We start from the raw sequence: 16,020 nt of genomic DNA, 5'->3' as shown, positions 1-16,020 counted from the left end.
GAGCCCGGCGATGGGCAGGATGCCGCCCGCCACGGCCGTGCCGAACGCGATGCACAGGCCGCAGCCCGTGTAGCGGGACGCCACCGGGAACAGGTCCGCCATCAGCGACGGGACCGCGCCGTTGAACGCCGCGTAGCAGACGCTGCCCACCAGCATCGCCAGCAGCATCGGGCCGAACGCACCGGTGTCGACGAGCCAGAACGCCGGGAACGCCCACACCACCAGCAGCACACCCGACCAGCGGATCAGCCGCTCGCGGCCCCAGCGGTCGGCGCGGGTCGCGCTCACCAGGGTCAGCCCGGCCAGCACGACCGAGGTGATGAGCAGCCCGAGCTGGACGTCCAGCCCGCTCAGCGACGGCACGTACGTCTTCGTGTAGGCCACCAGCCCGGTCATCAGCACGTAGAGGAACGAGCAGGGGGCCGACCACATCAGCGAACCCGCGATCAGCTCCCGCCAGTGGTCGCGGAAGACCGCGCGCACCCGGGGCCGGCGGCCGGTGGTCGCTTCGTGCTTGGCCAGCTCCGCCACGAACTCCGGGGTCTCCTCCAGCCGCTTGCGCAGCACCAGGCCCAGCACCACCAGCAGCGCGCTGGCCAGGAACGGCACGCGCCAGCCCCAGGCGCGGAAGACGTCCGCGCTGACCGCCGTGCTCACCAGCAGGACGACCCCGCTCGCCAGCGCGATGCCGAGCACCGTGCCCAGCTGCACGAACGAGCCGTACAGCGACCGCCGCCGCTTCGGCGCGTGTTCCACCGCCACCAGGACCGCGCCGCCCCATTCGCCGCCGACCGCCAGGCCCTGCAGCATCCGGAACGCGAGCAGCAGCACCGGCGCCCACAGCCCGGCCGTGGCGAAGGTGGGCAGCAGCCCGATCGCGACGGTCGCGGTGCCCATCAGCAGCATCGAGCCGAGCAGCGCGGTGCGGCGGCCGCGGGTGTCGCCGAGCCAGCCGAACAGCAGCGCGCCGAGCGGGCGCATGCCGAACGCCACCGCGTGGGTGCCGAGCGCGGCGAGCGTGCCCATCCAGGGCGAGGCCGCCGGGAAGAACAGCGGGCCGAACACGAGCGCGGCCATGAAGGCGTAGACGATGAAGTCGAAGATCTCGACCAGGGTGCCGATCATCGACGACGTCGCGATGCGGGCCGCGGACAGGGGTTTGCCGGTCACGACCGGGCGTGCGGGAGCTGTTTCGGACATGGGGGTATCGCCTCGGGAATTCGCAGGGGGAGAAAAGAATTCAGGATGCGAGGGATTCGGCGAACGCACGGGCGTCACCGGGCTCGCCCAGGGAAAGCACCAGCGGGAGCACGGCGGCCGCGCGCGGTCCCGCGTTGCCGGTGAACTTCTCGCGGATGTCCTCGTGGGACAGGGGCCGCTCGGCGTGGCCGCGGTGGACGGCTTCGCGGCGGGCGAGCGTGCGTCCGTCGTGGAGGTCGATTTCGACGGCCGCCGAATACGCGTGGGGGAACAGGCTTTCCGGGTCGTCGCCGATGTCGACGAGCTGCGCGAGCTCGAGGATTTCCTTGTCGCCCAGAGCTTCGTCGGTGAACTCGGCCAGCGTCAGCCGGCCGCGTGCGACGCACGCGGCGGCGACGAACGGCAGGCTGAACTTGGCGTCGTAGTCGTCCTGCGGCGCGCGCTTGCGCTCGATCGGGTCGCTCACGGCGGCGCCCGGGGTCGGGTGGATGAAACAGCGGATGCGGGCGACGTCGGCCGCGCCGAAGCCGCCCTCGGCGCGCAGGGCCAGCACGGCGTCGGCGAAGCCGTGCGTGAAGTGGCAGCTGGGGAACGGCTTCACGGCCGTGTCCAGCAGTTCCCAGCGGGTGCCGAGGTCCCGCACGAGTTCGGTGACGTCCCACTCGCGGCCCTGCAGGTGGGTGGCGTACAGGCCGTGGCGGCCTTCGTAGACCCGCGGGGGACCGGGCCAGTCCTCGGCGGCGAAGGCGACCGCCGTCAGCGCCGAGTTGGCCGCCCAGCCCGGGTGCAGGCGCTTGGTCCACGCGCCTTCGGCGAGGAATTCGAGGATGCCCGACGCCATCGAGCCGACGATCTCCTGGGCCGCAGTGATGCCGTCGGCGTCCAGACCGGACAGTTTCGCGGCCGCCACCGCCGAGCCGAACGCGCCCGCGAGGCCGGTGGGGTGAAAGCCGACCGCGTGGAAGCCGCCGCGCGCGACCTTGCCGACGCGCGCGCTGATCTCGACCCCCAGGATGTAGGCCAGCAGCAGGTCTTCGGTGGAGCGGCCGTGCTGCACCGCCGCGGCGAGCGCGGTGGGCAGCGCGCTCGCCGAGACGTGGGTGATCGAACCGCTGTGCGTGTCGTCGAAGTCGAGGCCGTGCACCAGCACCGCGTTGAGGATCGCTGCTTCGCGCGGGGCCAGCCGGTCGGGCAGCCCCAGCACCGGCTGGTCGCCGCCGCCGAAGCGGGCCAGCGCCCGCCGCGCCCGCCGGGTGAACTCGTGCTCCCCGGCGGCGAGCGCGACGCCGACCGCGTCGAGGATCAGGTGGCGGGCCCGGTCGAGGACTTCGGGCGGCAGGTCGCCGAGCCGGAGGCGCGCGGCGAACTCGCCGACGGTCCGGGCGACGGGCTCGGTGGCAGCGGGGGACACGGCTCCTCCAAGGGACTCGGCGTTGATGACCCACGGGCCGCCGGAGCGTCCCGCGGGGTAAGTCTGCAAGCGTGGGGGCCGAGACGCAAGGAAAAGTTCAGACGTTTTCCGATCCGGTCTTCATGCGCTCGTAGACCGGACGCAGCGCGACGAGGTGCTCGCGGGTGAGCCGCTCGGCCGTCTCGCCGTCGCCGGCGGCCACGGCGGCGTAGATCCCCTCGTGGTGGGTGTCGATCTCGGCCCAGCGCGACGCCGCGATCCGGTCGCGGTGCATCCGGGAGCGCAGTACGACGTTGACCGGCTGGCACATCAGCCGCAGCAGCGGGTTGCCGGTGATGGACACGAGCGTGGTGTGGAAGTCCCAGTGCAGGACGAATCCCTTGTCGGGATCCAGCTGCGCGGTCTGCTCCATGGTCCGGCGCAGGCTCTCGAGGTCGACCTCGCCGGCGCGTTCGGCGGCCAGCCGCGCGGCGGGCGGCTCGATCATGAGCCGCGCTTCGATCAGGTTGTCCACGCTCAGGTTGTTGGCGTTGACCAGCAGGCCGAGCGTGCCACCGAGGTTTTCGGCGACCGTGCCGGCGTCGGGCGCGGCCACGAAGCTGCCGCCGGTGACCCCGCGGGTGGTGTCGATGAGCTGCTGGCTGGTGAGCAGCCGCAAGGCTTCCCGGACGGTGCTGCGGCTGACGCCGAAGAGCGTGCACAGCTCGGCCTCGCTCGGCAGCCGCGTGCCGGTGGGCAGCGCGCCGCCGATGATCTGCTCCCGCAGCTGGGTGGCGATCTGCACGTAGGCGGCCTGTACGCGCCGCACGCGCAAGCCCGGGGCGGTTTCGTCCTTCATTCGGCCAGCGTAGGGCGTGGGCCACCGTTTCGGTAGCAATCCACGACCTAAAAACGTCTGACATATTGCGCGAGCGGGTTTCGCCCCGCATACTCCTCGGCACGAGCCCGGAACGCACGAGGAGGTGGCCGTGGCTGTGCACGAGAGCCGGCTGGGACGGTTCTACGAGGAATTCACCGTCGGCGACGTTTACCGGCACCCGCTGGGACGCACGATCAGCGAAACCGACAACACGTGGTTCACGCTGCTGACGATGAACACCCACCCGGCGCACTTCGACGCGCACTACGCGGGGAAGACGCCGTTCGGCAAGATCCTGGTGAACTCCGGGCTCACCATCGCGATGCTGCTGGGCCAGAGCGTCTCCGACATCAGCCAGCGGGCCGTCGCGAACCTCGCCATGACGAACATCCAGCTCACCCACCCGGTGTTCGTCGGCGACACGCTCTACGGCGAGTCCATCTGCACCGCCAAGCGCGAGTCGAAGTCCAAGCCCTACGCCGGCCTGGTCGAGGTGCACACCCGCGGCCTTAACGCCGGCGGCGACGTCTGCCTTTCGTTCGACCGGACCGTGCTGGTGTTCAAGCAGTCGGCGGCCGGCGACATCGACTCGTTCCCGGCCGCCAAGCCCGGCCCGCTGACCCTGGGGGAGGTGCGCGCGTGAACCTCCCGTTGCAGGACCTGAAGATCCTCTCCCTGGAGCAGTACGGCGCCGGTCCGTTCGGCTCGGTCCACCTGGCCGACCTCGGCGCCGAGATCATCAAGATCGAGGACCCGCGCTTCGGCGGCGACGTCGGCAGGCACACCCCGCCGTACGCCGAGGACGGCGACTCGTTGTTCTTCGAGGCGTTCAACCGCAACAAGCGCTCGATGGTCCTCGACCTCGGCAACCCGCGGGGGCGGGTGGTGTTCGAGCGCCTGGTGAAGGTGAGCGACGCGGTGTACTCGAACCTGCGTGGCGACGTGCCGGCGAAGATGCGCATCCGCTACGAAGACCTCAAGCACCTCAACCCGAAGATCGTCTGCTGCTCCCTGTCGGGCTACGGCATGACCGGCCCGCGCAGCAAGCAGCCCGGGTACGACTACATGCTGCAGGGCCTGGCCGGCTGGATGGCGGTGACCGGCGAGCCGGACGGCCCGCCCACGAAGTCCGGTTTGTCCATGGTGGACTACTCCGGCGGCATCGTGGCGGCGCTGTCGATGGTCTCGGCCATCCACGCGGCCCGCCGCGACGGCGTCGGCATGGACTGCGACGTCAGCCTGTACGACACGGCCATCGGGATGCTCACCTACCTGGCGACCTGGCACCTCAACGAGGGCTTCGAGCCGCAGCGCACGCACCACTCCGCGCACCCCAGCCTGGTGCCGTTCCAGAACTTCCCGACCGCGGACTCGTGGGTCGTGATCGGCTGCGCCAAGCAGAAGTTCTGGGAGCGGTTCGTCGGCGTGCTGGGCTCGCCCGAGTGGGCTCGCGAAGAACGCTTCGCCACGCCCGCGTCGCGTTACCAGCACTCGGCGGAGTGCGTGAAGCTGATCGAAGCCGAGCTGGCGCGCCGGACCACCGCCGAGTGGCTGCCGCTGCTCGAAGAGGCCGGCGTGCCGTGCGCGCCGATCAACACCATCCCGCAGGCCCTGCGCGAGGAACACACCCTCGCCCGCGGCCTGATCGTGGAAACCGAACACCCGCGGTTCGGGACCGTCCGGCAGGTCGCGTCCCCGGTCCGCGCCGGAACCCCGCGCACCGAGCACGTCCGCGCGCCGCGGATGGGGGAGCACACCGAAACCCTCCTGGCCGAGCTGCTCGGCACCGGGACCGACGAGTTCGCCGAGCTCACGCGCGCGGGCGCGTTCGGCGTCGAGGAGCACTGATGGACTTCCGCCTCACCGACGACCAGGAGCAGTTCCGCTCGATGCTGCGGACCTTCGTCGACAAGGAGATCGTGCCCGTCGCCCGCGAGTGGGAGCAGGCGGGCCGGTATCCGACCGAGATCGTCGAGCAGATGAAGCAGCTCGGCCTGTTCGGGCTGATGATCCCCGAGGAGTACGGGGGCGCGGCGGCCGACTTCACTTCGTTCACGCTGATGTTCGAGGAGATCGCGCGCGGCTGGATGGGCGTCGCCGGCATCCTCGGCAGCCACTCGCTCTCCTGCTGGATGATCGCCCGGCACGGCACCGACGAGCAGAAGCGGCGGTACCTGCCCGACCTGGCCACCGGCAAGCGGCGCACCGGCATCGCGCTCACCGAGCCCGACGCGGGCACCGACCTGCAGGGCATCCGCACCACCGCAGTCCGCGACGGCGACGAGTACGTCGTCAACGGCGCGAAGATGTGGATCACCAACGCCCGCTACGCCGACCCGCTGCCGGTGCTGGTCAAGACCGACCGCACCACGACCCCCGCGCACAAGGGCATGAGCGTCCTGCTGATCGACGCGAACACACCCGGGTTCCGCGTCACCAAGGACATCCCGAAGCTCGGCTACAAGGGCACCGAGTCCTGCGAGGTCGTGTTCGAGGACGTGCGCGTCCCGGTGGGGAACCTGCTCGGCGGCAGCGAGGGCCGCGGCATGCAGCAGGTGCTCTCGGCGCTGGAAGTCGGCCGGCTCAACATCGCCGGCCGCAGCCTCGGCATCGCCCAGCGCGCCTACGACGAAGCTCTCGCGTACTCGCGCGAGCGGCAGGCGTTCGGCAAGCCCATCGCCGACTTCCAGGCCATCCAGATCCGGCTCGCCGAGACCGCGACGCAGCTGCAGGCCGCGCGCCTGATGACGTACTGGTCGGCCACCGCGCTCGACCGCGGCGAGCGCTCGGACCTGCAGACCGGCATGGCGAAGCTGTTCTCCTCGGAGATCGCGCTGCAGGCCGCGCAGGAGTCGATGCGCATCCACGGCGGCTACGGCTACTCGGCGGAGTTCGAGATCGAACGGCTCTACCGCGACTCGATCCTGATGACCATCGGCGAGGGCACCAGCGACATCATGCGCACGGTCATCGCCAAGTCGCTGGTGGCCGGCAAGGGAAAGGTCGGCTGGTGATCCCGCGCAGCTGGCTGTTCTGCCCCGGCGAGCGGACCGACCGCCTGGCCAAGGCCGTCGCCGCGGCGGACGTCGCGATCGCCGACCTCGAAGACGCCGTCGCCCCGGACCGCAAGGACGCCGCCCGCAAAGCCGTCGCGACGGCGCTGCACGGCGACCCGGCCGCGGCCGCGCGGACCTGGGTGCGGGTCAACCACGACCCGGCCGACCTGGCCGCGCTGGCCGGGCTGGACTTCGCCGGGATCGTGGTGCCGAAGGCGGAGCCCGGGATCGTCGAGCGGGTCGCCGCCGCGACCTCGGTGCCGCTGGTCGCGCTGATCGAGACCGCCGCCGGGCTGTGGGCGGCGCGCGAGCTGGCGGCCCACCCGCGGGTGCGGACCCTGGCGCTCGGCGAGTACGACCTCGCCGTCGAACTGGGCACCTGCCCACCCGACGTGGACGGCGCGCCCCTGGCGTGGGCGCGTGCCCGCGTCGTCGCGGCCGCCGCGGCGGAGGGCTGCCCGCCGCCCCCCGCCGCGGTTTCCACCGTCCTGCGCGACGAACCCCGGTTCCGCGCGGACACGCAGCAGCTGGGGCGCTTCGGCTTCTTCGGCCGGATGTGCATCCACCCGGCACAAGTGTCCACAGTGCACGAAGTGCTGCGGCCGTCCGACGAAGAAGTCGAACGGGCAACGAAGATCGTCCAGGCGGCCGAGGAAGCGACCGACGCCGTCCTCGTGGTGGACGGGAAGATGATCGACCCGCCGGTCGTGGCACACGCCCGCCGGGTCGCCCACTTGGCAGGGCCGGAGAGGACCAGGCGATGAAACGCATCGGAGTCGACGTCGGAGGCACGTTCACCGACATCATGTACTGGGACGAGGACGGCGATCTCGCCGTCCACAAGGTCCCGTCCACCCCGCACGACCCGTCCCAGGCCACTGTGGACGGGGTGCGGCAGCTGGCCGAGCAGGTCGGGATCTCGGTCGCCGACCTCGGGCAGTTCCTGCACGGAACGACCGTCGCGACCAACATCGTGCTGGAGCACAACGGCGCCGACGTCGGCCTGATCACCACCGAGGGCTTCCGCGACATCCTGCACATCGCGCGCAAGAAGCGGCCCTACAACTATTCGTCCTACCAGGACCTGCCGTGGCAGAAGTGGCAGCTGGTTCGCCGCCGCAACCGCCGTGTGGTGCCGGAGCGGATCAACGCGGCCGGCGAGGTCCTCGTCCCGCTGGACGAAGAAGCCGTGCGCGAGCAGGTCCGCGTGCTGAAGGACAACGGCGTCGCGGCCATCGCCGTCTGCTTCCTCCACGCCTACCGCAACCCGGCCCACGAGCAGGCCGTCAAGCGGATCATCGAGCAGGAGTACCCGGGCGTGTTCATCTCGCTGTCCAGCGAGGTCGCCCCGCAGTACCGCGAGTACGAGCGCTTCTCGACCACCGCGCTCAACGCGTTCGTCGGGCCGAAGGTCGCCCGGTACATCGACAACCTCGCGAACACCACCCGCGAGGCGGGCGTGCGCGGCGACATCCGGCTGATGACCTCGGCCGGCGGTCTCATCACGTCCCAGCACGCCGTCGACAACCCGGTCCTGCTGCTCACCAGCGGTGTGGTGGCCGGGTTGCTCGGCGGGTGCGCGATCGGCCGGGCGTCGGGGTACCCGAGCGTGATCACCCTCGACGTCGGCGGCACGTCGGCCGACATCGGCGTCGCGCCCGACGGCAAGCTGCGCATGAAGCACCTGCTCGACACGCGCATCGGCGACTACCACGCGATGGTGCCGATGGCCGAGGTCGACACGATCGGCGCCGGCGGCGGCTCGGTCGCGTTCGTCGACGAGGGCGGCATGTTCCGCGTCGGCCCGCGCAGTGCCGGCGCCACTCCCGGCCCGGCCTGCTACAACCGCGGCGGCACCGAGCCCACCAGCACCGACGCGATGGTGGTGCTGGGCTGGCTGCAGGCCGACAGCTTCCTGTCCGGCTCGATGCGCGTGGAGCCGCAGCTGGCGGAGAAGGCGATCGAGGAGCACATCGCGAACAAGCTCGCCACGAGCGTCGAGCACGCCGCGGTCGGCATCTTCCAGATCCTCGCGCACGCCATGACCGAGGCGATCAGCCTGCACTCGGTCCGCAAGGGCTACGACCCGCGCGACTTCTCGCTGGTCGCCGAGGGCGGCGCCGGGCCGCTGTACGCGTGGCACATCGCGCAGCAGCTCGACATCCCGCGCGTGATCGTGCCGCACCACCCCGGCATCGCCTCAGCGATGGGCCTGCTGGCCACCGACATCCGCGTCGAGCAGCCCGCGACCGTGTGGACGTCGCTGGCCGCCCCGGACCTCGACAGCGTGCGCGACGCGTTCGCGCGGCTCGAAGCGCAGGTGACCGAGCAGCTCACCGGCGACGGCCTCGCGCCGGAGGACTTCGTCATCGAGCGCAGCCTGGACTGCCGCTACATCGGCCAGGGCTACGAGCTGCGCGTCCCGGCGCCCGCCGGCGACATCGACAACACCTGGGTCGCGAGCGCGTCGGAGGCGTTCCACCAGGTGCACGAGCGCACTTACCTGCAGCGTTTCGACGACAAGCCGGTGCACCTGGTCAACGTCCGGGTCACCGGGATCGGCAAGGTCGGGCACGTCCCGCTCGCCGAGATCGAGAGCGGCGGCGAGGACGCCTCCGCCGCGGTCAAGGGCACCCGCGAAGCCGTGTTCTGGACCGACGGCAGCAAGCCCGCCACGTTCCCCACCACCGTCTACGACCGCGCCCTGCTCAAGGCGGGCAACGTGCTCACCGGGCCCGCGATCGTCGAGCAGTTCGACTCCACCACGGTCATCGGGCCGCGGCAGCGTGCCACGATCGACCGGGTGGGCCACATCATCATCGAGACGGCCGCCGGTGAATCCGCTGCCGTGGACGCCGAAGGAGGCCAGCGGTGACCGCACTCGATCCCGCCGGTGTTTCGCTCGCCGGACCCCGCCCGGACGACTTCACGCCGGTCGACGTCGACCCGATCACGTTGCGCGTCATCGGCGGCGCGCTGAACTCGATCGCCAAGGAAATGGCCCAGATCCTCTACCGGATGGCCTACTCCAGCCTGATCCGCGAGTCCGAGGACCTCGGCGCCGGCTTGTTCGACGTCAACGGCCGCGAGCTGTGCGAGTCGGACTCGACCCCGATGCACTGCGGGTCGATCCCGGCCTACATCCGGGGCATCAACCGCAAGCTCGCCGGCACGTACAAACCGGGCGACGTCATCCTGCACAACCACCCGTACCACGGCGCCGCGCACTCGCCGGACTACGGGATCATGATCCCGATCTTCTTCGGCGGCAGGCACATCGGCTTCGCCGGCTGCACCGGGCACGTGTCCGACATCGGTGGCAACTTCCCCGGCCTGTGCATGGACGTCGTCGACGTCTGGGCCGAGGGCAAGCTGATGGACGCGGTCAAGATCTACGACGGCGGCGTCCGCAACACCGCGCTCATCCAGCACATCCTCGACAACGTCCGCACGCCGGAGCAGAACGCGGGCGACCTCGAAGCGCTGATCGCGTGCTCGCGGCTGGGGGAGAAGCGGTTCCTGGAGCTGCTCGACCGCTACGGCTACGACACGGTGATGTCTGCCGCCGACAAGTGGATGGACTACTCCGAGGACATGCTGCGCCGCCGGATCACCGAGATCCCGGACGGCGTCTACGAAGCACCGCTGTCCTATTTGGACGACGACGGCAAGAACCGCGACGTGCCGCTGAAGGTGTCGGTGCGGGTCCGCGTCGAAGGCTCCGACATCGTCGTGGACCTCACCGGCTCGCACGGCCAGGTCCCGACGGCGTTCAACGTGCCGTTCGAGGGCTCAGTGCTGCCGACCGTGGCCTCGGCCGTGCGCACGCTGCTGCTCGACGAGGCGCTGACCGAGGAGTTCGTGCCGCAGAACGACGGCTGCTTCCGCCCCGCCAAGGCGTACGCGCCGGAGGGCACGATCTTCAACCCGGACTTCCCGGCGTCGTGCTTCGCCCGGTTCTCGCAGATCAACCGCATCTTCGACTCGATCAACCTGGCGCTGTCGGACGTCCTGCCGGAGCGCGCGGTGGCCGGGTCGTCGGCGGCGCTGTGCGCGATCGCCTATTCGGGCCTGGCCGAGGACGGCCAGTCGTACTGGGTGTACATCGAGATCAACGAAGGCTCCTACGGCGCGCGCAACGGCAAGGACGGGCTCGACTGCGTCGACTCGCTGATGGCCAACACGCGCAACAACCCGATCGAGGAGCTGGAGCTCAACCACGCGATGATCGCCGAGCGCTACGAGCTGCGTGACGAGCCGCCGGCACCGGGCCGCTACCGCGGCGGGATCGGCAGCGTGCGGAAGTGGAAGATGCTGACCGACACGTTCATCGGCTCGGAGGCGGACAACCGCACCGACCCGCCGAAGGGCCTGGCCGGCGGGCACGACGGGCTCGCGGGCTCGTTCACCCGCAATGCCGGTACCGAGCGCGACGAGCCGCTGTACTCGAAGGTCACGCAGGAGAAGTGCGCGGCGGGCGACACCCTGGAGATCAAGCTCCCGTCCGGCGGCGGCTACGGCAGCCCGTTCGAACGGGAGGCGGCTCAGGTGCTCGACGACGTCCTCGACGACTACCTGTCCGTGGCGGACGCGCGGGCGCACTACGGTGTCGCGCTGACCGGGTCCGGGAGGGCGCTGGCGGTCGACGAGGCCGAGACCGCGCGGCTGCGGGCGGCGGTCTGACGTGGACGAGGTGCGCTCGCTCGTCGAGGCCCAGCTGGCCGTGGCCCGGGACCGCAACCCCGAGCTACGGGCGCTGATCCGGACCCTGGATCCGCCCGCGGCCGGCGACGGTCCGCTGCACGGGCTCACGGTCAGCGTCAAGGACAACATCGACGTGGCGGGCGTGCCGACCACCGCGGGTTCGGCGCACCTCGGCACCGAACCCGCGGCGGTCGACGCCGAAGTCGTCCGGCGGCTGCGGGCGGCGGGCGCGCTCATCACGGCGAAGGCCAACCTGGCCGAGTTCGCGATGGGCGTAGTCGGCCGGAACGCGGCCTTCGGCGACGTCCGCAACGCCCGCGATCCGCGGTGCATCTCGGGCGGGTCGAGCAGCGGTTCGGCGGTGGCGGTGGCGAGCGGCATGTCGACGGCGGCGCTCGGCACGGACACCGGCGGGTCGGGGCGGGTGCCGGCGTCGGTCAACGGCATCGTCGGCCTGCGCCCGACGCTGGGCCGCGTCTCCAACCAGGGCGTGCTCCCGGTCGGCGAGTCGTTCGACACGGTGACCCCGCTGACGGCCGACGTCGCCACGGCGGCGGCGATGCTCGCGGTGCTGTCTTCCGATGGGCCGACGGTCGATTCGCTGCTGGGCCAGGACATCGCCGGGCTGCGCGTCGGCGTCGCGACCGGCTTCTTCCGCGCGCGGGTGGACCCGGGGGTGCAGCGGGTGGTCGACGGCGTGGTGGCGGCGCTGCGCTCGGCGGGTGCCGTGGTCCGGGACGTCGAGGTGCCGGGCGCGGCGGAGGCCCAGGACCGGATGATCGAGATCATGTACCCGGAGGCGGCGGCCGTGCACGCCCGGCGGCTGCGCGAGGAGTCGGACACGATCGATCCGGACGTGCTGCGGCGCCTGCGGATCGGCCAGTCCATCCCGCCGGAGACGTCGGCCAGAGCGCGGGCGTGGCAGCGGGATTTCCGCGATCGGGTCGACGCGCTGTTCGAGGACTGCGACGTGGTGCTGACGCCGACGATCCCGGTGGACGTGCCCCGCCGCGACGCCGTCGACCTGGCGGCGTCGACGCAGGAGATCGCGCGGTTCTGCTACGTGTGGTCGTGCTACGGCGGCCCGTCGATCAGCGTCCCGGCCGGCGACCACCCGGGCTCGGGGCTGCCGGTGGGCGTCCAGCTGTCGGCGGCACCGTGGCGGGAGGACCGCCTGCTGTGGGCCGCGGCCAGGCTCAGTGAGCACACACTGTCCGGCACCGGTGGGGGTGGCGGTTCGTCCGCTACCAGATCGCCGGAAGCCGGTGCAGGCCATAGATGTTCGCGTCGTCCTTGAACGGCAGCTCGTCGACGTCCACCGCCGGCTCCAGTGTGGGGACGCGGCGGAACAGGGTGTCGAACACGGTCTGCAGCTCCATCCGAGCCAAGTTCTGACCCAGACACTGTTGCGGCCCGAACCCGAACGCAACGTGGTGGCGCGCGCCGCGCTCGACGTCGAGGTCGTCCGGGTTCTCGAATACCCGCGGGTCCCGGTTGGCCGAACAGCCGAGCGTCAGCACTCCTTCGCCAGCACGGATCAGCTGCCCGCCGACCTCGGTGTCCTCGACGCACAACCGGGCTGCCGCCGCGTCGATGATCGTGAAGTACCGCAGCATCTCCTCGACCGCGTCGAGCGTCTTGCCCGGGTCGGCCTTGATCAGCGCGAGCTGCTCCGGGTTGCGCAGGAATGCCACGGTCGACAGCGAGATCATGTTCGCCGTCGTCTCGTGACCGGCCACGAGCAGCAGGAAGCCCAGGCCGGCCAGCGCAGGCCGCCGGTAGGTGCCGTCCGCGCACAGCTTGACGATCTGGCGCCCGAGCAGGTCGTCCGGCGGGTTCTCCTCCTTCTCCGCGATGAGGTCGGCCAGGTAGCCCTGGATGGCTGCCATGGCCGCGCCCCGCTCCTCGGGCAGTGTCGACTGCTTGAGCATCTTCACCGTGTGCCCCTGGAAGGACTCGTGGTCGGCGTAGGGCACACCCGACATCTCGCAGATCACCAGGGACTGCACCGGCACCGACAGCGAGTCCACCAGGTCGCCGGGCCGCGGGCCGGCCAGGAGCGCGTCGATCCGCCCGTCGACGATCTCCTGGATCCGCGGCCGCAGCGCGTCCAACCGGCGCACCGTGAACTCGCCGAGTACGGCTTTGCGGGCCGGCCCGTGCTCGGGTGCGTCCATCTCGATCAGGGTGCGCTCCTCGCCCGGCCGCCGGGCCGCCGCCCCGCCCTCGACCAGCTGCGGGAAGTCCGGATGCTGCCGGTCGGCGCTGAACCGCCGGTCGTTCAACACGGTTCGCACGTCTTCATGGCGGCTGACCACCTAGGCCCATCCGCCGTCGGGCAGACGAACCCGCGAGACCGGCTCTTCTTCGCGGATCTCTTCGTACGCCGGCGGCAGCGCGAACGGGCAGGTACGGGCCATGGGGAACTCGTGCCTCTCGGCGGTGGTCATGACTTTCCCTCCAGTACGTCACAGACAGGCGATCGATGTGGACCACGGAACCGCAATGGACCACGGGGACCGGCAACTCCGGTCGGATTCAGGCTCGATCCGTTGCCTCACGGGCAAAGTACGGTTCGGCCGCTTCCAGTCGCGGTACCGAGATACCCAGCCGTCTTGCTTCGGCCAGGGTGTCCCGGCAGATCTCGCGCGGCTCCTCGGCGCCGGGGTCGGAGTGCGCCGCAAAACTCACGCGCAGGGGCGCGACAGGAGCGATCAACCAGGCGAGCGCAGGGGCCGTCAGCCAGGTGGGCGCCCGGAACAGCAGCACCCCGCCCCGGTGCCGTCGCAGGTCAACGCCGCGGGCCCGCAGGAGCGGCAGCAGCTCGCGGCCGGCCAGCAGCCCCTCGCGCAGGTCACCCGTTGCCCCGGCCAGCTTGGACAGGGAACCCAGCCGCAGGCCCTGCGAGAACAAGCCGGCGTCCGACACGAAATGGACCCACAGCCAGCCGCGGAAGTGGGCGGTACTGCTTGATCGACATGCGCGTGCCCGACGGCGGCGGCCCACCGCCGCACCGGCACGACTTCGAGGAGATGTTCACCATTCTCGAAGGCGAGATCGAGTTCACCTTCCGGGGCGAAAAGCACACCGCGGCGGCCGGGGCCACGGTGAACATCCCCGCCAACGCCCCGCACCACTTCCGCAACGTCGCCGGCTCCCCGGCGCGCATGCTCTGCATGTGCACGCCCGCCGGGCAGGACGAGTTCTTCCGCCGCGTCGGCGACGAAGTCGCGAGCATGGACGCACCGCCCCCGCCCCTCACCGACGACGAGGTGGCCGAACGCCGACGGCGAGCCGCCGACCTGGCCCCGTGGTACCGGACCGAGATGCTCTGACGAGCCGGCGTGCGAACGACAGGCCAACGGGCCGGCCGCGGCGGGCGCCACGTTCGCCTGACATCCACCGCCGGTGGAGGAGCAGGCAGCAACCGGGAGTCGCCGTGGCCGGCGAGGATTCGCCGCGTCGGGGCGAGCTGAAGAACGGGCCGCGGATCAGAACACGGTCGGCCGGAGCAGCGCGTCGATGCCCCCGTCGACGACGAACTGGGCCCCGTGGACGAACCCCGCGTCCGGGCCGAGCAGGTAGCAGGCCAGTGCCGCGATCTCGTCGGGCCGGCCGTGCCGGGGGATCGGGGCCGTGAAGCCGCGGATCGCTTCGCCGTAGCGCGGGTCTTCGGCCGTGGCCGCCAGCAGCGGCGTGTCGACCGAGCCCGGGGCGACGGTGTTGAGGCGCACCCCGGCCGCGCCCCACTCGGCCGCGCGCCGGCGCACGGCCACGGTCAGCGCGTTTTTGCCCGCCGCGTAAGCGAACTGGCCGCGGTAGTCGCCGCCCGCCGCGACGGCTTCGGCGATCAGCGACTCGTCGCCGGTCTCGATCGCCTCGGTCAGCGGGTTCTCCTCCCACTTGAGGTGCGTGGAGGCGACGGACGACACGACGACCGCCGCCGCGGCCGTTCCCTTGCGCAGCGCGGGAAACAGGCCATCGATGACGGCGACGGTCCCGAAGTAGTTGACCTGGGCGATCCGGGCGACGTCGTCGACGTGCGGGCCGAGGCCGGCGCAGGCGACCAGGCCGTCGAGCACGCCGTCGCAGCGGTCGAGTACGCCCTCGACGGCCGCGGTCCGGCCCTCCGTGGCGGCCAGGTCGGCGGGCACGTCCGCCGAGCGCAAGTCGACGCCGATGACCCGGTGCCCGGCATCCCGCAGCCGCGTGGCGGTGGCGGCGCCGATACCGGACGCGCTGCCGGTGACGGCGACGGTGCTCATCGGGGTTTCCCTTCGGTGGCCAGCACGCAGCGGGTGCCGGAGTAGATGGTGGGCATGCAGCGGTTGCAGTGGATGCACAGCGACCGCGCGTCCGCGTCGGCCCGCATGCGATGCAGGAGATCGGGCTCGCGCAGCAACGCCCGGGCCATCGCGACGAACGCGAACCCTTCCGCCATCGCCAGATTCATGGTCTCGACCGTGGTGATGCCGCCGAGCAAGATCAGCGGCAGGTCCAGCGCCGCGCGGAACTGGCGGGCGCGGTCGAGCAGGTAGGCCTCGCGGTAGGGGTACTCGTGCAGGAAGAACCGGCCGCCCAGGCGCAGGCCGAGCCGGGCAGGCTGGGGGAACGCGGCCGCGAAGTCGCGGACCGGGGCGTCGCCGGTGAACAGGTACATCGGGTTGAGCAGCGAACTGCCCGCGGTCAGGGCCAGGGCGTCGAGGCCGCCGTCGGCTTCCAGCCACTGGGCGACCTGGATGCTTTCGTCGAGCCAGAAACCGCCGGGGACGCCGTCGTCCATGTTGAGC

Annotated in this window: 12 protein-coding genes and 3 pseudogenes; 8 read left to right on the top strand and 7 right to left on the bottom strand. The window is 71.3% G+C overall.

Going from position 1 to position 16,020, the window contains the following annotated elements:
- The 3 genes from H5411_RS43230 to H5411_RS43220 form a co-directional block, all read right to left on the bottom strand.
- The coding region (locus H5411_RS43230) for an MFS transporter (RefSeq protein WP_183127425.1) at positions 1-1,200 on the bottom strand (1,200 nt) is incomplete at its 3' end.
- A 40-nt stretch (positions 1,201-1,240) separates the two neighbouring features.
- Positions 1,241-2,611 (bottom strand): MmgE/PrpD family protein, encoded by a 1,371-nt coding sequence (locus H5411_RS43225; protein ID WP_101438415.1) that lies wholly within the window; start codon positions 2,609-2,611, stop codon positions 1,241-1,243.
- A 97-nt stretch (positions 2,612-2,708) separates the two neighbouring features.
- On the bottom strand, positions 2,709-3,449 hold the full coding sequence (locus H5411_RS43220) for a FadR/GntR family transcriptional regulator (RefSeq protein ID WP_101438416.1): 741 nt from the start codon (positions 3,447-3,449) through the stop codon (positions 2,709-2,711).
- A 130-nt stretch (positions 3,450-3,579) separates the two neighbouring features.
- Between H5411_RS43220 and H5411_RS43215 the strand changes: the two genes are divergently transcribed.
- Genes H5411_RS43215 through H5411_RS43185 form a run of 7 tightly spaced genes read left to right on the top strand, consistent with a single transcriptional unit; the run spans position 3,580 to position 12,527 of the window.
- Positions 3,580-4,113 (top strand): MaoC family dehydratase, encoded by a 534-nt coding sequence (locus H5411_RS43215; protein WP_101438417.1) that lies wholly within the window; start codon positions 3,580-3,582, stop codon positions 4,111-4,113.
- The gene (locus H5411_RS43210) at positions 4,110-5,318 is read left to right on the top strand and encodes a CaiB/BaiF CoA transferase family protein (protein WP_101438418.1); all 1,209 of its coding nucleotides are present in this window, start codon (positions 4,110-4,112) and stop codon (positions 5,316-5,318) included. The genes H5411_RS43215 and H5411_RS43210 overlap by 4 nt, the downstream gene beginning before the upstream one ends.
- Entirely contained in the window at positions 5,318-6,484 is a 1,167-nt protein-coding gene (locus tag H5411_RS43205) for an acyl-CoA dehydrogenase family protein (protein ID WP_101438419.1), read from the top strand. Before H5411_RS43210 ends, H5411_RS43205 begins: the two co-directional genes overlap by 1 nt.
- Positions 6,481-7,290: an HpcH/HpaI aldolase/citrate lyase family protein gene (locus tag H5411_RS43200; RefSeq protein ID WP_158242512.1), complete on the top strand. Its 810-nt coding sequence runs from the start codon at positions 6,481-6,483 to the stop codon at positions 7,288-7,290. The genes H5411_RS43205 and H5411_RS43200 overlap by 4 nt, the downstream gene beginning before the upstream one ends.
- Positions 7,287-9,401, top strand: coding sequence for a hydantoinase/oxoprolinase family protein (locus H5411_RS43195; protein WP_101438420.1), 2,115 nt, complete (start codon positions 7,287-7,289; stop codon positions 9,399-9,401). The genes H5411_RS43200 and H5411_RS43195 overlap by 4 nt, the downstream gene beginning before the upstream one ends.
- Complete coding sequence (locus H5411_RS43190; protein WP_101438421.1) at positions 9,398-11,209, top strand: hydantoinase B/oxoprolinase family protein; 1,812 nt, start codon at positions 9,398-9,400, stop codon at positions 11,207-11,209. The genes H5411_RS43195 and H5411_RS43190 overlap by 4 nt, the downstream gene beginning before the upstream one ends.
- 1 nt (position 11,210) lies before the next feature.
- On the top strand, positions 11,211-12,527 hold the full coding sequence (locus H5411_RS43185) for an amidase (RefSeq protein WP_101438422.1): 1,317 nt from the start codon (positions 11,211-11,213) through the stop codon (positions 12,525-12,527).
- Here the strand turns inward: H5411_RS43185 and H5411_RS43180 are convergent.
- Both H5411_RS43180 and H5411_RS43175 read right to left on the bottom strand, forming a co-directional pair.
- A pseudogene (locus H5411_RS43180) lies at positions 12,475-13,680 on the bottom strand (cytochrome P450). The gene H5411_RS43185 and the pseudogene H5411_RS43180 overlap by 53 nt on opposite strands.
- Positions 13,681-13,768: 88 nt before the next feature.
- Positions 13,769-14,188: pseudogene (locus H5411_RS43175) on the bottom strand (ketopantoate reductase family protein); the annotation flags it as partial.
- Positions 14,189-14,208: 20 nt separating this feature from the next.
- On the opposite strand from H5411_RS43175, the gene H5411_RS43170 reads away from it, so the two are divergent.
- On the top strand, positions 14,209-14,565 hold the full coding sequence (locus H5411_RS43170) for a cupin domain-containing protein (protein ID WP_101438423.1): 357 nt from the start codon (positions 14,209-14,211) through the stop codon (positions 14,563-14,565).
- A gap of 156 nt (positions 14,566-14,721) precedes the next feature.
- On the opposite strand, the gene H5411_RS43165 is transcribed toward H5411_RS43170, so the two are convergent.
- The gene (locus H5411_RS43165) at positions 14,722-15,495 is read right to left on the bottom strand and encodes an SDR family oxidoreductase (protein WP_101441156.1); all 774 of its coding nucleotides are present in this window, start codon (positions 15,493-15,495) and stop codon (positions 14,722-14,724) included.
- Positions 15,492-16,020: pseudogene (locus tag H5411_RS43160) on the bottom strand (NADH:flavin oxidoreductase); the annotation flags it as partial. The pseudogene H5411_RS43160 and the gene H5411_RS43165, both read right to left, overlap by 4 nt.

This window comes from Amycolatopsis echigonensis (genome assembly GCF_014174495.1).
Lineage (GTDB): Bacteria > Actinomycetota > Actinomycetes > Mycobacteriales > Pseudonocardiaceae > Amycolatopsis > Amycolatopsis echigonensis.
The sequence above is the reverse complement of the archived record's forward strand: the minus strand, read 5'-3'. Positions and strand labels throughout refer to the sequence as shown.